Annotated in this window: 19 protein-coding genes and 2 pseudogenes; 12 read left to right on the forward strand and 9 right to left on the reverse strand. The window is 71.8% G+C overall.

Features of this window, described 5'->3' with window-relative positions; genetic code table 11:
• Positions 1-254: 254 nt before the first annotated feature.
• Positions 255-1,442 (reverse strand): MFS transporter, encoded by a 1,188-nt coding sequence (locus tag HF577_RS29710; RefSeq protein ID WP_169399301.1) that lies wholly within the window; start codon positions 1,440-1,442, stop codon positions 255-257.
• An 89-nt stretch (positions 1,443-1,531) separates the two neighbouring features.
• Here HF577_RS29710 and HF577_RS29715 point away from each other — a divergent pair, with 89 nt between their 5' ends.
• Positions 1,532-1,858: an ArsR/SmtB family transcription factor gene (locus tag HF577_RS29715; RefSeq protein ID WP_169399302.1), complete on the forward strand. Its 327-nt coding sequence runs from the start codon at positions 1,532-1,534 to the stop codon at positions 1,856-1,858.
• A 26-nt stretch (positions 1,859-1,884) separates the two neighbouring features.
• Complete coding sequence (gene ppk2 / locus HF577_RS29720) at positions 1,885-2,679, forward strand: polyphosphate kinase 2 (RefSeq protein WP_169399303.1); 795 nt, start codon at positions 1,885-1,887, stop codon at positions 2,677-2,679.
• 10 nt (positions 2,680-2,689) lie between these two features.
• Here ppk2 and HF577_RS29725 read toward each other — a convergent pair whose 3' ends face one another.
• Positions 2,690-3,478, reverse strand: coding sequence for a carbon-nitrogen hydrolase family protein (locus tag HF577_RS29725; protein WP_312859459.1), 789 nt, complete (start codon positions 3,476-3,478; stop codon positions 2,690-2,692).
• A gap of 31 nt (positions 3,479-3,509) precedes the next feature.
• Between HF577_RS29725 and HF577_RS29730 the strand changes: the two genes are divergently transcribed.
• Positions 3,510-4,169: a GntR family transcriptional regulator gene (locus HF577_RS29730; RefSeq protein WP_169399305.1), complete on the forward strand. Its 660-nt coding sequence runs from the start codon at positions 3,510-3,512 to the stop codon at positions 4,167-4,169.
• Here the strand turns inward: HF577_RS29730 and HF577_RS29735 are convergent.
• Entirely contained in the window at positions 4,141-5,505 is a 1,365-nt protein-coding gene (locus HF577_RS29735) for an MFS transporter (RefSeq protein WP_169399306.1), read from the reverse strand. The genes HF577_RS29730 and HF577_RS29735 overlap by 29 nt on opposite strands.
• Positions 5,506-5,609: 104 nt before the next feature.
• Here HF577_RS29735 and HF577_RS29740 point away from each other — a divergent pair, with 104 nt between their 5' ends.
• Both HF577_RS29740 and HF577_RS29745 read left to right on the forward strand, forming a co-directional pair.
• Positions 5,610-6,299: a DUF2848 domain-containing protein gene (locus HF577_RS29740; protein WP_169399315.1), complete on the forward strand. Its 690-nt coding sequence runs from the start codon at positions 5,610-5,612 to the stop codon at positions 6,297-6,299.
• Positions 6,300-6,455: 156 nt separating this feature from the next.
• On the forward strand, positions 6,456-7,514 hold the full coding sequence (locus HF577_RS29745) for a 3-deoxy-7-phosphoheptulonate synthase (RefSeq protein ID WP_169399307.1): 1,059 nt from the start codon (positions 6,456-6,458) through the stop codon (positions 7,512-7,514).
• A gap of 59 nt (positions 7,515-7,573) precedes the next feature.
• Here the strand turns inward: HF577_RS29745 and HF577_RS39450 are convergent, their stop codons facing one another.
• From HF577_RS39450 to HF577_RS29765, 5 genes and pseudogenes are all read right to left on the reverse strand, one after another.
• Entirely contained in the window at positions 7,574-7,705 is a 132-nt protein-coding gene (locus HF577_RS39450) for a hypothetical protein (RefSeq protein ID WP_281359901.1), read from the reverse strand.
• 604 nt (positions 7,706-8,309) lie between these two features.
• Positions 8,310-9,549, reverse strand: a pseudogene (locus HF577_RS29750) (RNA polymerase sigma factor).
• Complete coding sequence (locus HF577_RS29755) at positions 9,546-9,881, reverse strand: YciI family protein (protein ID WP_407692252.1); 336 nt, start codon at positions 9,879-9,881, stop codon at positions 9,546-9,548. Before HF577_RS29755 ends, HF577_RS29750 begins: the two are co-directional and overlap by 4 nt.
• A 78-nt stretch (positions 9,882-9,959) precedes the next feature.
• Positions 9,960-10,658 carry an alpha/beta fold hydrolase gene (locus HF577_RS29760; RefSeq protein WP_169399308.1) on the reverse strand — a complete coding sequence of 233 codons (699 nt, stop codon included), beginning with the start codon at positions 10,656-10,658 and terminating at the stop codon, positions 9,960-9,962.
• Between the two features lie 94 nt (positions 10,659-10,752).
• Positions 10,753-11,340 (reverse strand): M15 family metallopeptidase, encoded by a 588-nt coding sequence (locus HF577_RS29765; RefSeq protein WP_312859460.1) that lies wholly within the window; start codon positions 11,338-11,340, stop codon positions 10,753-10,755.
• A gap of 136 nt (positions 11,341-11,476) precedes the next feature.
• Between HF577_RS29765 and HF577_RS29770 the strand changes: the two genes are divergently transcribed.
• Complete coding sequence (locus tag HF577_RS29770; protein WP_169399309.1) at positions 11,477-12,151, forward strand: response regulator transcription factor; 675 nt, start codon at positions 11,477-11,479, stop codon at positions 12,149-12,151.
• Positions 12,152-12,183: 32 nt separating this feature from the next.
• Positions 12,184-13,299 carry a sensor histidine kinase gene (locus HF577_RS29775; RefSeq protein ID WP_211175037.1) on the forward strand — a complete coding sequence of 372 codons (1,116 nt, stop codon included), beginning with the start codon at positions 12,184-12,186 and terminating at the stop codon, positions 13,297-13,299.
• On the opposite strand, the pseudogene HF577_RS29780 reads toward HF577_RS29775, so the two are convergent.
• Positions 13,274-13,843 (reverse strand): annotated as a pseudogene (locus tag HF577_RS29780) (DsbA family protein); the annotation flags it as partial. The gene HF577_RS29775 and the pseudogene HF577_RS29780 sit on opposite strands and share 26 nt — an antisense overlap.
• A 471-nt stretch (positions 13,844-14,314) precedes the next feature.
• On the opposite strand from HF577_RS29780, the gene HF577_RS29785 reads away from it, so the two are divergent.
• The 5 genes from HF577_RS29785 to HF577_RS29805 form a co-directional block, all read left to right on the forward strand.
• On the forward strand, positions 14,315-15,499 hold the full coding sequence (locus HF577_RS29785; RefSeq protein WP_211175039.1) for an LLM class flavin-dependent oxidoreductase: 1,185 nt from the start codon (positions 14,315-14,317) through the stop codon (positions 15,497-15,499).
• Positions 15,500-15,525: 26 nt separating this feature from the next.
• Entirely contained in the window at positions 15,526-16,911 is a 1,386-nt protein-coding gene (locus tag HF577_RS29790; protein ID WP_169399311.1) for an NtaA/DmoA family FMN-dependent monooxygenase, read from the forward strand.
• Positions 16,908-18,050 carry an LLM class flavin-dependent oxidoreductase gene (locus HF577_RS29795; RefSeq protein ID WP_169399312.1) on the forward strand — a complete coding sequence of 381 codons (1,143 nt, stop codon included), beginning with the start codon at positions 16,908-16,910 and terminating at the stop codon, positions 18,048-18,050. The genes HF577_RS29790 and HF577_RS29795 overlap by 4 nt, the downstream gene beginning before the upstream one ends.
• The gene (locus HF577_RS29800) at positions 18,047-18,454 is read left to right on the forward strand and encodes a rhodanese-like domain-containing protein (RefSeq protein ID WP_169399313.1); all 408 of its coding nucleotides are present in this window, start codon (positions 18,047-18,049) and stop codon (positions 18,452-18,454) included. Before HF577_RS29795 ends, HF577_RS29800 begins: the two co-directional genes overlap by 4 nt.
• A 150-nt stretch (positions 18,455-18,604) precedes the next feature.
• Positions 18,605-20,115, forward strand: a 1,511-nt coding sequence (locus HF577_RS29805; RefSeq protein ID WP_169399314.1) for an MOSC domain-containing protein, incomplete at its 3' end; no start/stop codon positions are given.

Here is a 20,115-nt window from a genome sequence, read left to right on the forward strand (position 1 = left end):
ATCCACAACGTCCTCGCAGAGCCCGTACCCTCCTCGCAGAGGCCACAGCCTCCGAGGAGGCCAAACACCCTGTGAGGACGGCCAAGGGGTTCGTGAGGCCGGGGGCGGCCTTGCCGTGTCCGGAGTGATGATCACCTCGGCAGAGCTCCACGGGGGCCGCTCAGCTCATCAGGAACGGGCGACTCGCGGGTTCGGAACGGGCGACTCGCGGGACGGGGGCGGGCGACTCGCGCGCGGGAGGCCCGCCCGGACCCCTACTTCGCCGGTGCCAGCTCCACCCGGGCCAGGGCCGGCGCCGCCCTGCGCGAGCCCAGGTGCAGGGTCAGCAGCAGGCCGATCACGACCAGCACGAGCCCCCCGCCCACGATGGGCAGCACCAGCACGCCGCCCATGCCGATCACGAGGCCACCGACCACGCCGGCGATCGCGGTGCCGAGGTAGATCGCGGAGGCGTTGAGCGACAGCACCAGGCCGCCGGTGGGCGCCAGTTCCAGGAGCAGCGACTGCAGCGGGGGGTTGAACGCCCAGCTGAAGATGCTCCAGAGGAACAGGCCCGCCGCCGCACCGGCGACGGTGCTCGCGGTCAGCGTCAGCGTGGCGAGAGTGACGGCGATCCCGGCGAGGACGACGAAGAGCGTGCGCATGGTGCCGAAGCGGTCGGCGGCGCGGCCGCCCCAAGTGTTGCCGACCACCGCGCCGATGCCGTAGACGAGCAGCAGCAGCCCGATGGTGGCGCCGGTGCCGTCGAGCCCGGCGGTGGCCTTGAGCAGGGGCGACACGTAGATGTAGACGACCATCACGGCGAGGACGCCGATCACCGTCATGGCCAGCACGATCAGTACGCGCGGGTCGGCCGCCACGGCGAATCGCTTGCGCAGGGGTACGGGGGGCGGCGCCGCCATGCGGGGCAGGAACACGGGGACGACGGCGGCGACCAGCGCACAGACCACGGCGACCGCTCCGAACACGCCGCCGTAGCCGATGGTGCTCCCGAGCAGGTCACCGGCGGGAACGCCGACCGCGAGCGCCACGGTCAGGCCGCCGAACACGATGGCGACGGCCCGGGCCCGCTGGGCGGGTGGGAGCAGCGCGGTGGCGACGAGGGTCGCGGCCGGGGTGTAGGCGGCCGCGCCGAGCGCGGCGATGATCCGGCCTGCGATCAGCAGGGGGTAGGTGGTGGCGAGGGCGGAGATCCCGTTCCCGATCGCGGCGACGGCGAGCGCGGCGAGCAGGACGGTGCGCCGGTCCCAGCGTCCGGTGACGGTGGTGAGCAGTGGGGCACCGATGGCGTAGGAGAGGGCGAACGCCGTGGCGAGCTGACCCGCGGCCGTCAGCGAGACGCCCAGTTCGTCGCTGACGGCGGGCAGCACGCCCGACACCACGTAGGCGCTCGTGCCGACGGCGAAGGCACCGGCGGCGAGCAGGTAGGTGCGTACGGACATCGAGGACCTTCCGAGGTGATGTCATCTCTTACGACGATGACCGTACTACGACAATGGTCGAAGTACGACATGCGTCGTACTATTGCTCCATGTCGCCCAGCGCCGCGGTGCAGACCGCCCACTCCCACCCCGAGCAGGCGGAGATCCGGATCGAACAGGTGCTCCAAGCACTCGGGGACCCGGTGCGCCTGCAGATCGTGCGGGCGCTCGCCCTGGCCACCGACGGCCTGGCCTGCGGTGCGGTCCCCCTGCCCGTCACCAACTCCACGCGCACTCACCACATGCGGATCCTCCGCGAGGCCGGGGTGGTCACCATGCGGGCGGAAGGGACCCGACGGATCAGCACCCTGCGCCGCGCCGACCTCGACACGCTGTACCCCGGTCTGCTCGACGCGGTGCTCGACGCTCCGCACTGAGGGCGCCGACCTGGCACGATGCCGGGATGACGCGCCTGCCCCGCAAGCCGTACGAGAAGGAGCTCCTGCGCCTGCAGGGCGAGCTGGTGCAGATGCAGGAGTGGGTCCGCACCAGCGGCGCTCGCCTGGTGGTGGTCTTCGAGGGCCGCGACGCCGCAGGCAAGGGCGGCGCGATCAAGCGCGTGTCGGAGTTCCTCAACCCGCGCATCTGCCGCATCGTCGCCCTCCCCGCACCGTCGGAGCGGGAACGCACGCAGTGGTACTTCCAGCGCTACGTGGAGCACCTGCCCGCCGCCGGGGAGATCGTGCTGCTCGACCGCAGCTGGTACAACCGCGCCGGCGTCGAGCGGGTGATGGGCTTCTGCACGCCCGACGAGTACGCCCGGTTCCTCCGGCAGTGCCCGGTGTTCGAGGAGCTGCTCGTCGAGGACGGCATCCTCCTGCGCAAGTACTGGTTCTCGGTGAGCGACGCGGAGCAGGAGCGACGCTTCCGCGATCGGATGTCCGATCCGATGCGGCAGTGGAAGCTCTCCCCGATGGACCTCGAGTCGATCACCCGCTGGGAGGACTACTCACGGGCGAAGGACGAGATGTTCGCCCACACCGACACGGCCTCCTCGCCGTGGCACGTGGTGGAGGCCGAGGACAAGCGGCGGGCGCGGATCAACATGATCGCGCACCTGCTGGGCAGCGTTCCGTGGGAGCCGGTGCCGTCACGCGACCTGAAGCTCCCGGCCCGGCCCGCGCGGCGGGGCTACCAGCGCCCGCCCCGGGAACGCTTCCACGAGGTGCCCGACCACGCCGCCGCCCTGGAAGGCTGAGCCGGACAGGTCAGAACCGGCGGTTGGCGAGCACCGGCACGGCACGGCGCGCCTGCTCCACCTCGTCGAGGGCGAGGTCGACCACCAGCAGGCCGGGCTCCGCCCCGAGCTGGTCGAGCACCGCACCCAGCGGCCCCACCGCGAGGCTCGCCCCGATCCCGGTCGGCGCGCTGCCCGGCTCACGGCCCGCGGTGGTGGGGTCGGCCTGGTCGCAGGCCGCCACGAAGGCCGTGCTGTCGAGTGCCCTGGCTCGCACGAGCAGGTCCCACTGCTCGCGCTTGCCCGGTCCGGCGCCCCACGAGGCCGGCACCAGCACCACACCGGCGCCGCCGTCGGCGAGCTCCTGGAACAGCCCGGGGAAGCGCAGGTCGTAGCAGGTGGCCAGGCCGACGCTGACGCCACCGACGGCGATGCTCACCGGTTTCGATCCCGGGGCGACGGTGCGCGACTCGGCGAAGCCGAAGGCGTCGAACAGGTGGATCTTGTCGTAGGAGGCCTCCACGCCGCCGCCGGTGGCGATCAGCGTGTTGTGCACGCGGCCGTCGTCGGCGGGGGTGAACATGCCGGCGACGACGGTGATGCCGGCGGCCGCGGCGATGGACCGCACGCGATCGGCCCACGGCCCGTCCAGCGACTCGGCGACGGGACCGAGCGGCACCCCGAAGCAGCACATCGTCCCTTCCGGGAAGACCACGACAGCGGCTCCCGCCTCGGCGGCGCGGCGGGTGCCGTCCTCGATCAGGGCGAGGTTGTGGTCCGGGTCGGGCGTCGACAGGATCTGGGCGAGCGCAATACGCACAGGAAGCCTCCGGTTACTGTATACATGTTGCATGCAAGCAGCGGACCCGTCCCCCGAGTCGGGGCGCGATCGCGCCTACCGTCACCTCAGGGAAACGGTGCTGATCGATCCGGCAGCGCAAGGGACCTTTCTCAACGAGGGTGTGCTCGCCCAGGCCATCGGCGTGTCCCGGACGCCGGTGCGCGAGGCCCTGCTGCTGTTGGTCGCCGAGGGCCTGGTCGAGATGGTGCCGAAACGGGGAGCGTACGTGCCCCCGCTGTCCGGACGGCAGATCAAGGAGCTGATGGAGCTGCGCGGCCTGCTGGAACGGCACGCCGCCTCCGTCACCCTCACCGAAGGCACGGTGCCGCTGGCGGCCATGCGCGAAGCCCTCGCGGAGCAGGAGCGGTTCACCGACGCGGTGGCCAACCCGGCCACCGCGCAGGTGTTCATCGAGTGGGACCGCCGCTTCCACCAGGTCCTCGTGGACGCCGCCCGCAACGATCTCATCGCGCGCACCTACGCGGGCCTGCGCACCCGCCAGGTACGGGTGGGTGTCGCGGCCATGTTCCGCACCGCCGATCGGCAGCGCGGGGTGTGCGACGAGCACGCCCGCATCGTCGCCGCGCTGGAGTCCGGCGACGAGGCCGCGGCCCACACGGCGATCGAGGATCACCTGGCGATCACCTTGCGGCTGTTCCTGGAGGCATGACCGCCGCCTCGCCGCGCAGGACGAGGTAGGCCTCGTCCTCCGCCGGGTCGGGATCGCGCCCGATGGCCAGACCGGCCAGCGTCAGCAGTGACGCCACCAGCACGTAGACCGCCACCGGCACCCAGGATCCCGAGGTGCCGAGCAGCGCGGTGAAGACCAGCGGCGCCACGGCACCGCCGAACACGCCCGCGATCGTGTACGCGAGCGAGCTGCCGGTGTAGCGAAGCCTGGTGGAGAATTGCTCGGTGACGAACGCGGCCTGCGGCCCGTACATGAACGAGTGCAGCCCCAGCCCCACGATGGTGCCGATGACCAGCATCGGCATGGAGGAGTCGCCCATGGCGGGGAAGAACAGGAACGGCCAGATCCCGGCGCACACCGCGGCGGAGGCGTAGAGGACCCGGCGGTTGACCCGGTCGGAGACGGCACCCGCCAGCGGGATCAGCCCTAGCTGGAACACCGAGCCCACGAGGATGGCCGTGAGCACCTGACCGCGGCTCATGCCCAGCTCGCCGGTCGCGTAGGTGATCACGAAGACGGTGAACAGCGCGTAGGTGACGTCGGGCCCGATCCGGCAGAGCACCCCGGCGACCAGCGCGCGGCGCTGCGTGCGGAAGACCTCGCCGACCGGCGCCGCAGGCTGGTCGCCCCGCGCCTGGATCGCGCGGAACACCGGGGTGTCCTCGAGCTTGAGCCGGATCCACAGCCCGAAGGCGACCAGCACCGCCGACAGCAGGAACGCGATCCGCCAGCCCCACGCGAGGAACGCCTCGTTCGACATCGCCAGGGTCAGCAGGGCCAGAACGCCGTTCGACAGGAGGTTGCCGGCGGGCGGCCCGATCTGGGCGGCCGAGGACCAGAACCCCCGCTTGCGCGGCTCGCCGAACTCGCTGGAGAGCAGCACCGCGCCGCCCCACTCCCCGCCCACACCGACGCCCTGCGCGAACCGCAGCACCACGAGGAGGGCCGGGGCCGCCGCGCCGATCGAGGCGTAGGTGGGCAGGAGACCGATCAGGAACGTCGCCACCCCGATCAGGAGCAGCGTGAGCACGAGCACCTGCTTGCGCCCGATGACGTCGCCGAGGCGCCCGAAGACGAGCCCCCCGAGCGGGCGTGAGACGTACCCCACCGCGTAGGTCGAGAACGCGAGGAGCGTGCCGGTGAGCGGGTCGGAGCCGGGGAAGAACAGCTGAGGGAAGACCAGGGCAGCGGCCGCGGAGTAGACGGCGAAGTCGTACCACTCGAGCGACGTGCCGGTGAGACTCGCGGCGAAGGCTCGCGTCAGCGAACGCCGATCGATCTCCGGTGCCGGGGCCCCGGGTGTGGGGTCGGGCATCAAATCCTCCTGTCGGTGGCGGGTGCGCAGACGCACACGCGATCGCCGGAGCCGCAATACTTGCTGTATACAAGCGGCATGCGCAAGCTTTTGGAGAAGTCGTGCTGAATGACCTCGTATTCCACCTACCGGATGACACCACCGTTGCGGTCACCGTGATCAGGCTGCTCAACGCCGGCTACGCGGGCAGCGATCAGGACGAGGTCGCGGCCCATGTCGCCGAGCTGGCCGAGCTCGGCGTGCCGGCGCCCAAGACCACACCTGCCCTCTATCCGGTGGCGCCCTACCTCGCCGCACAGGTCGGCAACGTGCCCGTCCAGCACGAGCGGACCTCCGGTGAGGCCGAGTGGGCGCTCGTCGTGGCGGGCGCGACACCGCAGGACCTCCTGCTCACCGTCGCCTCTGACCACACCGACCGGGAGCTCGAGGTGCACGGCGTCGCGTGGAGCAAGAACGCCGGCCTCGACGTCCTGGGCCGAGGCGCCTGGCGGCTCGTCGACATCGAGGACCATCTCGACGACGTGTGGCTGCGCGCGTGGGTGACCAGGGACGGCGGCCAGGAGCAGCTGATCCAGGAGGCCACGCTGGCCGCGCTGCTACCGCCGAAGTACTGGCTGGACGAGCTGGGTGACCTCCTGGTGCCCGGCACGGTCCTGCTGTCGGGAACGGTCGCGATGCTCCCCGGCGTCGACCAGTTCGCCGACTGCTGGCGGGTGGAGCTCGCCGACTCCGTGACCGGCAAGGTGCTCGAGCTCTCCTACCGCGTCGAGCGCATGCTCGATCCGATCGGCTAGAGTCGCGGTCGTGCAGCGCCTGTACTGGTTTACCGCTCCGGCCCGTGACGGGTCGGCGGGCGAACCGCTGCGCTGACCTCCACCCCACGAGCCGGACACGAGCCGGCTCGGCGGGAATCTCGACGGGCGGGCTCGGCTGAGAAGAGAGCCCACGTCATGACCCTCGCCGCCGTCCCCGCGCTGGACGAGCACCGCACCACCCGGATCAGTCCCCTGCTGTCCCCGGCCCTCCTGCGCCACGAGCTCCCCATCGACTCCGTCGTGGCCGAGACCGTCACCCGGGCTCGCGCCGAGGTCGTCGACATCCTCGACGGCCGTGACGACCGGTTGATCGTCGTCGTGGGTCCGTGTTCGATCCACGACCCCGACGCCGCGCTCGACTACGCCCACCGCCTCGCCGAGCACACGTCGCGCGTCTCGGGCGAGCTCCGGGTCGTGATGCGGGCCTACTTCGAGAAGCCGCGCTCCACCGTCGGCTGGAAGGGCCTGATCAACGACCCGGGGCTCGACGAGACGTTCGACGTCAACACCGGGCTGCGGACGGCGCGACGGCTGCTGCTCGACGTCTCGGCGCTCGGCCTCCCCGTGGGCTGCGAGTTCCTCGACCCGATCACCCCGCAGTTCCTCGCCGACACCGTCAGCTGGGGCGCGATCGGCGCCCGGACCGCGGCCAGCCAGGTGCACCGCCAGCTGTGCAGCGCGCTCTCGATGCCCGTGGGGATCAAGAACTCGACCGAGGGCGACGTCCAGGTCGCGGTGGACGGGGTGCGCGCCGCCGCCGCGAGCCACGTGTTCATGGGGATCAACCCCGACGGCCTCGCCGCGCTGATCACCACGGCGGGCAACCCGGACTGCCACGTCATCCTGCGTGGCGGCTCGGGCGGCCCGAACCACGACGCCGCCTCGGTGGCCGCCGCCCTGGACCGGCTGCGGTCCGCCGACCTCCCCGCCCGCGTGATCATCGACGCCAGCCACGGCAACAGCGGCAAGGACCACGTCCGGCAGGCGGAGGTGGTCGGCGAGATCGCCGGGCGCATCGCCCACGGCGAGACGGGCGTGGCCGGGGTGATGATGGAGAGCTTCCTCGTCGCCGGCCGCCAGGACCTCGGCCCCTCGATGACCCGCGGCCAGAGCATCACCGACGCCTGCATGGACTGGGCGACCACGGCCGACCTGCTGGACGAGCTCGCGAAAGCGGTGGCCGCGCGCCGATAGCCGGTCGAGATGGACACCAGAGTTGTTCGCTGCAGAGGTCAACAACTCTGGTGTCCATCTCACCGCGCCGATTCGGCGACGATCTCCGCGAGACCCACGGCCACGGCGGCTCGCCCCACCGGCTGGGCCTGCACGTTCACGACGGTCGTCCCGTCCCGGCGTGACGCGTAGTACTCGCCGGTGAACCGCACGTTCCGGTGCGCCCCTGCTCACGGGACAGTTCCGTGACGTTGCCGGTGCCGTGGCGGTCGACCAACTCGTGGAACTCCCGCGCGGCGGCGGAGTGGGGCATCTCCACCCAGGCAACGGCCACCAGAACGAGGTTGCCCCGCCGGTCACGGACCTCGAACGAGGCCCGCGACAGCCCCGCGCACGGCTGGCGCCGGAAGAACGCCCGGACCTGGCCGTAAGAGCGCGCGGCGCAGTCAGTGCTCGAGTCGAACCTCGAGTTGACGCGGAAGCCGCGCTGTTCGAGGCGCAGTTTCACGTTGACCGAGGACCGCTGACGGGCCTGGCCGCTCCGCGCCCCGCTCGACGAGCTGGACGTACTCGACACGCTCGTGCTGCCGCCGCCCGCCGACACCCCGACCGCCGTCCCCCCGGTCCCGAGCGCAACGGCGAAGACGACAGCCAGGGCTCCTCCACCGTGCCGTGCGAATCGCCCCTGGCCGTCTCTGATGGTGTGCTCGGCAAGACGCCTCCTCGCGTGATCGACTCGTGAGGCTAGGCGCAGAAACACCCAATTCGATCTACAAAGGACATATCCACCCAGCTGGCCCATCGCTCAGGACGTCGTCAGCCCGGCGACCCGGTCACCTCCGTCAGGCGGCGGGTCAGGAAGCGCCGTTCCGTCGCGCTCCCCGTGCGTTCCAGTGCCGCCCGGTACGCCTCCGCCGCCTCCGTGTGGCGGCCGAGGCGGCGGAGGAGGTCGGCGCGGGTGGCAGGGAGGAGGCGGTAGTCCGCGAGCTCGCCCGCCAGCTCTTCCACCAGTTCCAACCCGACGCCCGGGCCATATGCCATGGCGACGGCCACGGCCCGGTTGAGCCGCACGACCGGCGACGGCATCAGCTCGACGAGCCGCCCGTAGAGCGCCGCGATCTGCGGCCAGTCGGTGTCGGCCGCGTGCTCCGCCTGGGCGTGGCAGGCCGCGATCGCCGCCTGCACCTGGTACGGCCCGGGTTGCCCGCGCCGCAGCGCGGCGTCGAGGAGCGCGAGCCCCTCGGCGATCGCTGCGCCGTCCCACAGGGAACGGTCCTGGTCCTCCAGCGTCACCGGTTCGCCGGTGCGGTCCAGCCGCGCCCCGCGCCGGGAGTCCTGGAGGAGCAGGAGTGCGGTGAGGCCGAGGACCTCGGGTCGTCGGGCATCAGCCGGGCGAGCGTGCGAGCGAGCCGGAGCGCCTCGGCGCACAGGTCGTGGCGCACCAGTTCGGAACCAGCCGCGGCGGCGTACCCCTCGTTGAACAGCAGGTAGATCACGCCGAGGACGGCGGCCGTCCGGTCGGGCAGTAGGTGGTCGGGCGGCACGCGGAACGGGATCCCGGCCTCCCGGATCTTGCGTTTGGTGCGCACCAGGCGCTGCGCCATCGTCGGCTCCGACACGAGGAACGCCCTGGCGATCTCCGCCGTGGTGAGCCCGGCCAGGGTGCGCAGGGTGAGCGCCACCCGGCCCTCGAGCGGGAGCGCGGGATGGCAGCAGGTGAAGATCAACCGGAGCCGGTCGTCCTGCACGGCACTCCCCTCCGCCTCGTCGTGAGCGACGGGCTCTCGCGCGATCTCCCGCAGCTTGGTCGCCTCCAGGGCGCTGCGGCGGAGGCGGTTCAGCGCGTGGTTGCGCGCCGTGGTGGTGAGCCACGCTCCCGGGCTGCGGGGACGCCGTCCCGTGGCCAGCGGGCCACCGCCTGAGCCAGCGCCTCCTGGGCACACTCCTCCGCGAGATCCCAGTCGCCCGTGAGCCGGATCAGGGTGGAGACGATCCGGCCCCACTCCTCGCGGAACGTCGCGGCGACGGCCTCTGCCGCCGCCGCGACGCCGTTCACTCCGTCCAGAGCGGCCTCACCTCGATCATCCCGAACTGCGCGACGGGGTGCTTCGAGGCCACCTCGATCGCCTCGTCGAGATCCTGGCACTCGATCAGGTCGAAGCCGAACATCTGTTCCTTGGTCTCCGCGAACGGGCCGTCGGAGACCAGCACCTCGCTCTCCCGCACCCGGACCGTCGTCGCGTCCGTGACGGGGCGCAGCCGGTTGCCCTGCAGGCGGACGCCGCGGCCGTCCATCTCCTTCACCCACGCCTCGGTGGCGGCGGCCATGTCCAGGTCGGGCGCCGGCTGCGCATCGTCGGTGCCACAGATCAACAGCATGTACTGCACGGGATCCTCCATCGTTTCCGTCCGGTCGCCACAACGACAATCGGGAGACGCCGGGATCGACAGCCCGGGCGGAAAATCTCAGAGCAGGTACGTCTCCAGGCGGTCGGCCAGCTCCCGGGGCCTGCTCAGCGCGACGAGATGACCACCGGGCATCTCGTCGACGGGTATGCCGAGCCGCTCCGCCACCACCCGCCGCTGGAACTCCAGCGGGAAGAAACGGTCGTCGCGGCCCTGCAGGAACCGGGTGGGAACGTCCGGCCACCTCTCCAGCGGCCACGGCTTCTCGAACGGTGTGCCGGACTGGTCGGGCTCGCGCCGGGCGAGCACGGCGGCCGTCACCTCGGGCGGGACGTCGTGGAAGAACTCGACGAGGGCGTCGAACTCACCGCCCGCCGGCCTGCCCTCGCTCGCCGCGTAGGCGGCACGGGCCTGCGGCTGGCCGGTGTTCTCCCACCAGTCGCCCGGCGTCTCGCCCGGCGCCGGCACCATCGCGTTGAGCAGGACGAGCAGGTCGACCGGCACGCGCTCGCACACCAGCGGCGCGGTGAACCCGCCCATCGACTGGGCCACCAGGACGATCCGGGTGCGGTCTCCGATCGCGGCCACCACCGCGTCCGCGTACTCCGCGAGTCCGGCCGAGTCGTCCGCGCCGGGCAGGTCGACCGCGACGGCCTCGCGGCCCCGGCCGGTCAGCTCCTCGGCGAGCCGGTGCCAGTAGAAGGCGCTCCCCCCGGCACCGGGGATCAGTACGAAGGTGGGGCTCGCGTGAGTGCGCATGCGGAGGTCCTCGTCGTCGGGTGGCCGGGCCGTACAGAAGACAGCCGGGGCACCCGGAACTCATCGGCGAACCGGCGGGTCGATCACGACGCGCTCACTCCGCGGCGTCGGCGTCGGACGCCGGCGCGGGGCAGGTGCCACCGGGGGCGACGGACAGCTCGAAATGCCACATCTCGTTGGCGTAGGACTGGCACAGGCCGTAGGCGGCGCCGTGCTGGATGAGCCAGTCGTCCGCCCTGGTCGGCAGGACGTCCACGGCGTGCCCGGTCACGTGGCTCGACGTCTCCGCGGTCCGCACGAAACGGCGGGCCTCCTCCTCGCCGCCGTACCTGCTCGTGGCCTGCTGCAGCAGGAAGTTCTGATAGCGCTCGCTGCGCCACCCGGAGGAGATCCGCATCTCGACGTTCTTCGCCGCGGCATCCCCGGCCGCCCGCTGCACGGCTGCGCGGAGCGCGGGATCGAGATTCGCGATCGCCGGCACATCGGCGAACGGCGACACCGTCTCCCCCTGCGGAATGTGCCCGTCGGCAGCGGAGAAGGCCGATTCGGCCCCTGCATCGGCGGTTGCTGTTCCGTCGACCTTCGCCGTGCACCCGGCGGCAAGAAAGACGATCACGAGTGCGGCCGGCAGAACCGCGAACGGCCGGCGGCAACGCGCCGAGAACGGGATCGGCAGTCGCACTGAGGAACCTCCTGTGGTGGTTCCCGGAGCACAACAGGGCTGCCGTTGCGCCACCGTCGACTCCTTTCACAACATCGACGCAACATCGCCGGAGGTAGCGTGCCGCGGCGTCAGCGGGGTCGGTCTGGAGGTCCGTGTGCGCGTGTTGATCGTCGAGGACGAGCCCTACCTCGCGGAGGCGCTGCAGACCGGCTTGCGTCATGCCGCGATCACGGCCGACGTCACGCTCGACGGCGACGACGCGCTGGAACACCTGGGCGTCAACGACTACGACATCGTCGTGCTCGACCGCGACATCCCCGGGACGCACGGCGACGAGGTGTGCGCCGTCGTGGCCCGCGAGCACCCCACGGTGCGGGTGCTGATGCTCACCGCGGCGGCCACGCTGCGGGACAAGGTGGCCGGGTTCGAGAGCGGCGCCGACGACTACCTGACGAAACCGTTCGCGCTGGAGGAGCTGGTGGTCCGGCTGCGCTCGTTGGCCCGCCGGCCGGCGGCGACGGCGCCGCCGGTCCTCGAGCACCAGGACGTCCGGCTCGACCCGTACCGGCGCGAGGTGTACCGCGCCGGCCGGTACGTCCAGCTGACGAGGAAGCAGTTCGCGGTGCTCGAACTCCTGATGCGCGCCCGCGGCGGCGTGGTCAGCGCCGAAGAACTGCTGGAGAAGGTCTGGGACGAGAACGCCGATCCCTTCACCAGCGCGCCGCGGGTCACGATCTCCACGCTGCGCAAGCGCCTTGGCGATCCCGATCTCATCGCGACGGTCGCCGGAGTCGGCTATCGCCTCGCTCGCCAGGTCCCCACCCCGTGACATCCGCCGCGGGGGTGAGGAACCGCCGGCGGGTGAGCGCTCGCATGCGGCTGACCCTGGGCTACGCCGGGTTCCTCGTGGCCGCGGGAATGGTCACGGCGGCGGCGGCGTACGTGATCATCAAGTACATCCCGAACTATCCGCTCACGGCCTCCAACCCCCGTGACACGTCGTGGACGCCCGCGCGTGGGGAGATCCTGGACACTCTGCTCACCATTTCCTGGGGCATCCTGCTGCTGCTCGCCGCGATCGGCCTTGCCGGCGGCTGGGCACTCGCCGGCTGGGTGCTGCGGCCGCTCCAGCAGATCAACGAGGCCGCGCAGATCGCGGCCACCGGGAAGCTCGACCACCGCATCAACCTGGTGGGCCGCAACGACGAGTTCCAGCAGCTGGCCGACAACTTCGACCACATGCTCACCCGGCTGAGCGACGCGTTCGACGCCCATCAGCGCTTCGCGGCCAACGCCTCGCACGAGCTCCGCACACCGCTCACCGTCACCTCGACCCTGCTCGACGTCGCGCGCTCGAGTCCCGAGCAGCCGGACTATCCGCGGCTGCTCGACCAGCTCCAGGTCACCAACGACCGCGCGATCCGGATCACCGACGCCCTCCTACGGCTCGCCGACGCCGACGCCGCCTCCATCCGGGCCACGTCGGTGCCGGTGGATCTCGCGGGCGTCGCACACCGGTCGCTCACCGAGCAGTACACCGAAGCGGCGCGCCACCAGGTGACCGTTCACGGCCGGCTGGAACCGGCGCCCACCTTCGGCGACCCCGTCCTGCTCGAGCAGCTCGTCACCAACCTCGTGCAGAACGCGATACGCCACAACACACGGCCGGGAACCGCATACGTCAGCACCGGCCGTGACCCCGCTTCCGGCGCCGTGGTCCTCCGCACGGAGAACCCGGGACCGGAGTACTCCCCCGAGGCGGCCGCTCGGCTCAGTGAGCCGTTCCTCCGTGGTGGGGGACGCGTCAGGGTGGCGGGCCAGGTGGTTGGCCACGGGCTGGGGCTGGCCCTGGTCGAACGGATCGTGGCCGCCCACGACGGCACGCTCGCCCTGGAGCCGAGGCCCGGCGGCGGGCTCGTCGTCACCGCCGTCCTCCGCAGCCCCGCGCCGGTCAGCGCGGTATCGACGTGTGCTTGAACTCGTTGAGGTCGGGCCAGCCGGTGAGCATGTCCACCACCCGCTCCACCGCCCGCACGGAGACGACGGCGTCGGCGCCGGCGGGCGACCGGTCCATCAGCCGGACGAAGGCGGCCTGATCGCCCGCGATGAACGTGGGTACACCCCAGACGGTGTGGGACGCGGCGAACTGCTCGTGCTCGGCGCGGACGGTGGCCAGCGCGGCGCCGGAGTCGATCCGCTCGAGCACCGTGTCGGCGGGCACGCCGTGCTCGGTGAGCGCTCGCGCCACGACCTCGCGGTCGTCGAGGTGCAGTGCCTCGTCATGGCGCACCGCGAACAGCGTCCGGTGGATCTCGGGGAACCGCTCGGCGAACTCGTCACGCACCACGACACCGGCCTGCAGTGCGAGGAGACCGGAGTCCTTCTCCGGCGCGTCCCAGACGTCGGGCTCGCCCTCCTCCACGTGGACCTGACCGAGCGAGAACGGCAGGAACCGGACGTCCCAGTCGGCTCCGGCGGCCAGGCCGGTGAGGATGTGCTCGTGCGCATTGCGCGCGAACGGGCACCGGTAGTCTCAGGTCACGGCGAAAGCAGTGGTCATACCTCGAGATCGCAGCGCGCCGTCCCCGATATTCCCCGATCGCGCATTGCCGACCACCCCGTGTGACGCGGAAACTCGATGGTTGACAAGCAGCAGGCTCGGATCCCTACAGTCGTGTCAGGGCCTGCCGGCCGGACCCGTTCGGAGCGGCCGGGAGACCCGGCTCGACGACGCCGCGACAACCCCGCCGGAGCGGGTGCTCGCGCCGGAAGCGATGGAGGCGCAGGTGCGCGCACACAGGTCGTTCTGTGCGGCTCACAGACTGCACGTCGATCTCCTCCGGGTGGCGAGCGCGAGCTGTCGGGGCTGACCGCTCCCGCTCATCCGAGCCCGTGAGCCACGACTCCAGCTCTTCCAGTGCGCGTCGCACGACCGGGACGTCCGTCCCCGCTCCTGCGCGCGTCCGCATCGCACAGAGGAGCGATGATCTCCATGGGTGAACCACAGTCCACGTTGCACCTCGCCGTGGCACTCGACGGCACCGGCTGGCATCCGGCCTCCTGGCGCGAGCCCGGCGCCCGGCCTGCCGAGCTGCTGACCGCCGCGTACTGGACCGACCTGGTGCAGGAGGCGGAGCGGGGACTCCTGGATCTCGTGACGATCGAGGACTCCCTCGTGCTGCAGTCCGAGCACCGGTTCGAACCGGACGCGCGCACCGACCGGGTCCGAGGCCGGCTGGACGCGGTGCTCGTCGCAGCCAGGGTGGCGCCGCTGACCGAGCACATCGGCCTCGTCCCCACTGCGGTCGCCACCCACACCGAGCCGTTCCACGTCTCCAAGGCGATCGCCACCCTCGACTACGTCAGCACGGGCCGCGCCGGGGTGCGGGTCCGGGTCTCGGCCCGCCCCGACGAGGCCGCGCTGTTCGGCCGCCGCGAGATCCCGCCCGTCCGGCTCGAGGACGACGCGCTCGCCGAGCTGTTCGACGAGGCCGCCGACTACGTCGAGGTCCTGCGCAGGCTCTGGGACAGCTGGGAGGACGACGCGGAGATCCGCGACGTCGCCACCGGCCGGTTCGTCGACCGGGACAAGCTGCACTACATCGACTTCGACGGCGCGCAGTTCTCCGTCCGCGGGCCGTCGATCACGCCACGACCGCCGCAGGGTCAACCCATCGTCAGCGCGCTCGCCCACCGGACCGTCGCCTACCGGCTGCTCGCCCGCGCCGCCGACGTCGGGTTCGTCACCCCGCGGGGCCCGTCGGACATCGAGGCGATCCTCCGGGAGATCCGCACCGAGCAGGCCGCCGCGGGCCGCGCCGACGACACGGTGCACGTCCTGGGTGACCTCCTGGTGTTCCTCGACGAGGGCGCGGGCGCGGCCGCCGACCGGAAGGCCGGCCTGGACGAGCTGGCCGGTGCCGAGCTCACCAGTGACGCACGGATCTTCACGGGCACTCCGGCGCAGCTCGCCGACGTCGTGCTGGAGTGGCGCGACGCCGGGCTGAGCGGGGTGCGCCTGCGCCCGGCCGGGGTCACGCACGACCTGCCGCTGATCACCGGCGGCCTGGTGCCGGAGCTGCAGCGCCGCGGCGCCTTCCGCACCGCGTACGAGGCGGACACCCTGCGCGGGTTGCTCGGCCTGTCCCGCCCCGCCAACCGGTACGCGGCGGCCTGAGAGCCACGAGAAGAGGACACGCGACGATGAGCAGGCCACGCAAGCAGATCCATCTCGCCGCCCACTTCCCGGGCGTCAACAACACCACGGTGTGGAGTGACCCGGCAGGCGGCAGCCACATCGACTTCCGGTCGTTCACCCATTTCGCGCGCACGGCGGAACGGGCGAAGTTCGACTTCCTCTTCCTCGCCGAGGGGCTGCGGCTGCGGCTGCAGAACGGGGAGATCTACGACCTCGACGTGATGGGCCGCCCGGACACGTTCACGGTGCTGGCCGCGCTCGCCGCGGTCACCGACCGGCTCGGGCTCGCCGGCACCATCAACTCCACCTTCAACGAGCCGTACGAGGTCGCCCGCCAGTTCGCCTCGCTCGACCACCTCTCCGGCGGACGAGCGGCGTGGAACGTCGTGACGTCGTGGGACGAGTTCACCGGGGAGAACTTCCGCCGGGGCGGGTTCCTACCCCAGGAGAAGCGCTACCTGCGGGCGAAGGAGTTCCTGGCCGCTGCCCAGGAGCTGTGGGACTCCTGGTCGGGCGACGAGATCGTCGCCGACGCCGCGTCGGGCACCTTCCTCGCCGACCCGGACGCCGGCCGGTTCCGCATCATGTCCGACCAGTTCGACATCGGCGGCCGGTTCAGCGTGCCGCGCAGCCCGCAGGGGCGCCCGGTGATCCTGCAGGCGGGCGACTCCGAGGAGGGCCGCGAGTTCGCCGCGTCCGGCGCGGACGCCATCTTCACGCGGCACGGCACGCTGGAGGCCGGTCGGGCCTTCTACGCCGACGTGAAGGCCCGGCTCGCGAAGTACGGCCGCTCAGCCGACGACCTCAAGATCATGCCGGCGGCGACGTTCGTGCTCGGCGACACCGACGCCGAGGCGCACGAGAAGGCCGACGTCATCCGCCACCAGCAGGTGAGCGGGCAGACCGCGATCAAGTTCCTCGAACAGCTGTGGAACCGGGACCTCTCGGCCTACGACCCCGACGGCCCGCTCCCGGAGAGCGACCCGCTGGTCGGGGAGAGCCACATCTCACGCGGCCGCGCGAGCGTGCGCCAGCACCGGGACCCGATCGCCACCGCGCGCGAGTGGCGCGCACTGGCCGAGGAGAAGGGGCTTTCGATCCGGGAGCTCATCATCCAGGTCAGCGGCCGGCAGTCGTTCATCGGAACTCCCGCCAAGGTCGCCGACGCGCTCGACGAGTTCGTGCAGACCGACGCGAGCGACGGCTTCGTGCTGGTCCCGCACATCACGCCCGGCGGCCTCGACGAGTTCGCCGACACGGTCGTCCCGCTGCTGCAGGAGCGCGGCGCGTTCCGCGCCGAGTACGAGGGCACCACGCTGCGCGAGCACCTGGGGCTCGCTCCTGTCCGCTCCGCCGCAGAAAGGTCCGCCGCAGAAGGGGTCCGCTCGTGAGGTTCCAGATTCTCGACATCGTCCCGCACACCCCCCACCCCGTGACGGGCGAGATCATCAGCGTGCACGAGCGCCTCCGGCGCGTGGTGGAGACCGCGGTGCTCGCCGAGCGGCTCGGCTTCGACTCCTACGCCGTGGGTGAGCGGCACGCGGGTGAGTTCGTCTCGTCCGCGCCGACGGTGCTGCTCGGGGCGCTCGCCAACGCCACCGACCGGATCCTGCTGAGCACCGGCGTCACGGTGCTCTCGCTGCTCGACCCCGTGCGTGTCGCCGAGGACTACGCCACGATCGACCAGCTCTCCGGGGGCCGGCTGGAGATCGTCATCGGGAAGGGCAACGAGGACAAGCACTTCCCGCTCTTCGGGCTCCAGCTCGAGAAGCAGTACGAGTACCTCACCGAGAACTACGAGCTGCTGCGCCTGCTGCTGCGGGAGGAGAAGGTCTCCTGGCAGGGCACTCATCACGCCGACCTCCACGAGGTCACCACGTACCCGCGGCCGTTCTCCGGCCCGTTCCGCATCTGGCACGGGTCCGCTACCTCGACAGCAGCGGTCGACCTCGCCGCCAAGTGGGGCGACCCGATCTTCTCGGCCAACGCGTTGCAGCCCCGCGAGAACTACCTCCTGCTGATCAACCGCTACCGCGAGCAGCTCGAGGCCAACGGGCACGACCCGGCCGTCGGCTACGTGGGCTCCGGGTCCGGCGGCCTCTTCCTCGCCGACACCGACGCGGAGGCCATCGAGCAGTACCGGCCCATCTACGAGGCCATCGCCACCAGGATGCGGGCGGCGCACGCAGGCGACAACCGCCCCGGCAAGGCCACCTCGTTCGCGACGATCGAGGAGGCCGTGGCGCACGGGCCCGCGCTGGTGGGCAACCCCGAGCGGGTGGCGGCGAAGATCCTCGACTACCACAAGGCCTACCGCCACGACGTCCAGTCGGTCTCGGTGTTCCCGATGCTGCCCTACGAGCAGCAGCAGGAGGTGCTCACGCGGTTCGCCGAGGAAGTGATGCCACTGGTCCGCCGGGAGGTCTCCACCACCTTGTGGGGACCGCAGGACCGCGGCCGCGCGGCGGGCTTCACCGCCGTCGAGCACCCCGACGACAACGCACCCCACCGGCAAGGAGCACGAGCATGACCGACACCAGCCAGGCTGGGCCCACGCTCGAGGAAGCCGGTGCCCTCGCCCCACTCGTCACCGCCGCTGAGGCGGCGCGGCGGGTGGACGCGGGCGCGCTCCTCGTCGACGTCCGCAGCGCGGCCGGCCGGGCCGGCGCCGGTGAGATCCCGGGCGCCACCGTGGTGGACAAGTCCGCGGTCGCCTCCGCGTTCGACCTCACGTCCGATACGCACCTGCCCGCCGTGACGTCCCTCGACTGCCCGATCGTGGTGATCTGCGGTTCCGTGCTGGGCTCCGGGCCATCGGCCGCCGCCCTGCTGGCCACTGGCTTCCGTGACGTCGTGCACGTCGAAGGCGGCTTCCCGGCGTGGCAGGCGGCGGGACTTCCCGCATTGGAACCCGCCGCGACACCGCAGGACTGAGCCCGCACATATTGCGATCAGCAGATCGTTCGGCGAATTATACTGTGCGGGTTCTCGGCGGCGATGAATGCACGCGCCGTATCGGGAAATGCACGATTTGTGCTGATCGGACTGCTCCGAGGATATCCGAACCACGCTGCGAGGGCCCCGATGCCAACGTTGTCCACGCTGAACGTCGGGCTGCCGCAGGATGTGCCGTGGCAGGGTCGCACGGTGTACACCGGCGTCTGGAAACACCCGGTCGAGGGGCCGCGGATGGCCCGCCGGACCAATATCGACGGGGACGGCCAGGGCGACCTGGACGGGCACGGCGGTGAGTACCGGGCCGTGCTCGTCTACCAGCTCGACTCCTACCGCTACTGGCAGAAGGTGCTCGGGCGCGACGACTTCGTGTCCGGGCAGTTCGGCGAGAACTTCACCGTCGACGGGCTGCCCGACGACGAGGTCTGCATCGGCGACCGCTACCGGATCGGGGATGCGGTCTTCGAGGTCACCCAGCCGCGGGTCACCTGCTACCGGGTGGGCCTGCGGTTGGGGGAGCCGCAGATGCCCGCTCTCCTCGTGGCCCACCACCGGCCCGGCTTCTACCTCCGCGTCGTGGAGGAAGGGGAGGTGCAGGCGGGCGACGAGATCGTCAAGCTCGCGTCCGGCCCCGAGCGCATGACCGTGGCGGAGATCGACGCTCTCCTCTACCTGCACGACCACCCGCGCCCGCAGCTCGAACGCGCCCTGCGGATCCCCGCGCTCAGCCCGGGCTGGCGGACGTCCATGCAGGCCCTGCTGGACCAGGCCGACGGCGACCACGCCGGAGCGGGCAACCCCGGGCTGTCGGGCATTGCCGGCAGCCCGCCGCCCGCCTGGGCCGGGTTCCGCCCCCTGCAGGTGGTCGGCGTCGACGCCGAGAGCCGCCAGGTGGTGTCGCTGCGGCTGGCGGCGACCGACCGGTCCCCCCTTCCGACCGCACAACCGGGCCAGTTCCTCACCGTGCGCCTGCGCCCCGACCCGGACGGCCCGCCGGTCATCCGCAGCTACTCGCTCTCGGGTAGTCCCGGCGATCCGGAGTACCGCATCAGCGTCAAGAGGGAGCCCCACGGGGTGGCAGGCGCCTACGTGCACACGCACGTACGTGCCGGCGACTCCATCGACGTCGCCGCGCCGCGCGGCACCTTCACCCTCCGCGCGGGCGACGCACCGGTCCTGCTGCTGTCCGCCGGAGTCGGCGTCACCCCCGTCCTCGCGATGCTCCACGAGCTGGCCGCCGAGCACTCCGACCGGGAGGTGTGGTGGCTGCACGGCGCGCGCAACGGCGCCGAGCACCCCTTCGCCCGCGAGAGCCGCGCCCTGCTCGACGCGCTGCCCCGGGCGCACTGCCACGTCACCTACAGCCAACCGGCGCCCGAGGACCGTCCCGGCATCGACTACCAGAGCGCCGGACGGCTCTCCGTCGACCTGCTCCACCGCCTCGGCGTGCCCCGGACAGCAGACGCCTACTTGTGCGGGCCGTCCGCGTTCATGGAGGGCCTCGTCCCGGCGCTGGCCGAGTTCGGGATCGACCCCGCCCGCACCCACACCGAGCTGTTCGGCGCCGGCGCCGCCCTCACCCCCGGCATTGCCGCCGGCGCCACCCGGGCGCCGCACCCACCCCCGGGCCCGGTGCCGGG

It is taken from the genome of Pseudonocardia xinjiangensis (genome assembly GCF_012911925.1).
GTDB classification, from domain to species: Bacteria; Actinomycetota; Actinomycetes; order Mycobacteriales; family Pseudonocardiaceae; genus Pseudonocardia; species Pseudonocardia xinjiangensis.

Coding starts and splice junctions, on each gene's coding strand:
- HF577_RS29710 (WP_169399301.1), bottom strand. CDS start 1,442: ATGTCCGTACGCACCTACCTGCTCGCCGCCGGTGCCTTCGCCGTCGGC.
- HF577_RS29715 (WP_169399302.1), top strand. CDS start 1,532: ATGTCGCCCAGCGCCGCGGTGCAGACCGCCCACTCCCACCCCGAGCAG.
- ppk2 (WP_169399303.1), top strand. CDS start 1,885: ATGACGCGCCTGCCCCGCAAGCCGTACGAGAAGGAGCTCCTGCGCCTG.
- HF577_RS29730 (WP_169399305.1), top strand. CDS start 3,510: ATGCAAGCAGCGGACCCGTCCCCCGAGTCGGGGCGCGATCGCGCCTAC.
- HF577_RS29735 (WP_169399306.1), bottom strand. CDS start 5,505: ATGCCCGACCCCACACCCGGGGCCCCGGCACCGGAGATCGATCGGCGT.
- HF577_RS29745 (WP_169399307.1), top strand. CDS start 6,456: ATGACCCTCGCCGCCGTCCCCGCGCTGGACGAGCACCGCACCACCCGG.
- HF577_RS29760 (WP_169399308.1), bottom strand. CDS start 10,658: ATGCGCACTCACGCGAGCCCCACCTTCGTACTGATCCCCGGTGCCGGG.
- HF577_RS29785 (WP_211175039.1), top strand. CDS start 14,315: ATGGGTGAACCACAGTCCACGTTGCACCTCGCCGTGGCACTCGACGGC.
- HF577_RS29790 (WP_169399311.1), top strand. CDS start 15,526: ATGAGCAGGCCACGCAAGCAGATCCATCTCGCCGCCCACTTCCCGGGC.
- HF577_RS29800 (WP_169399313.1), top strand. CDS start 18,047: ATGACCGACACCAGCCAGGCTGGGCCCACGCTCGAGGAAGCCGGTGCC.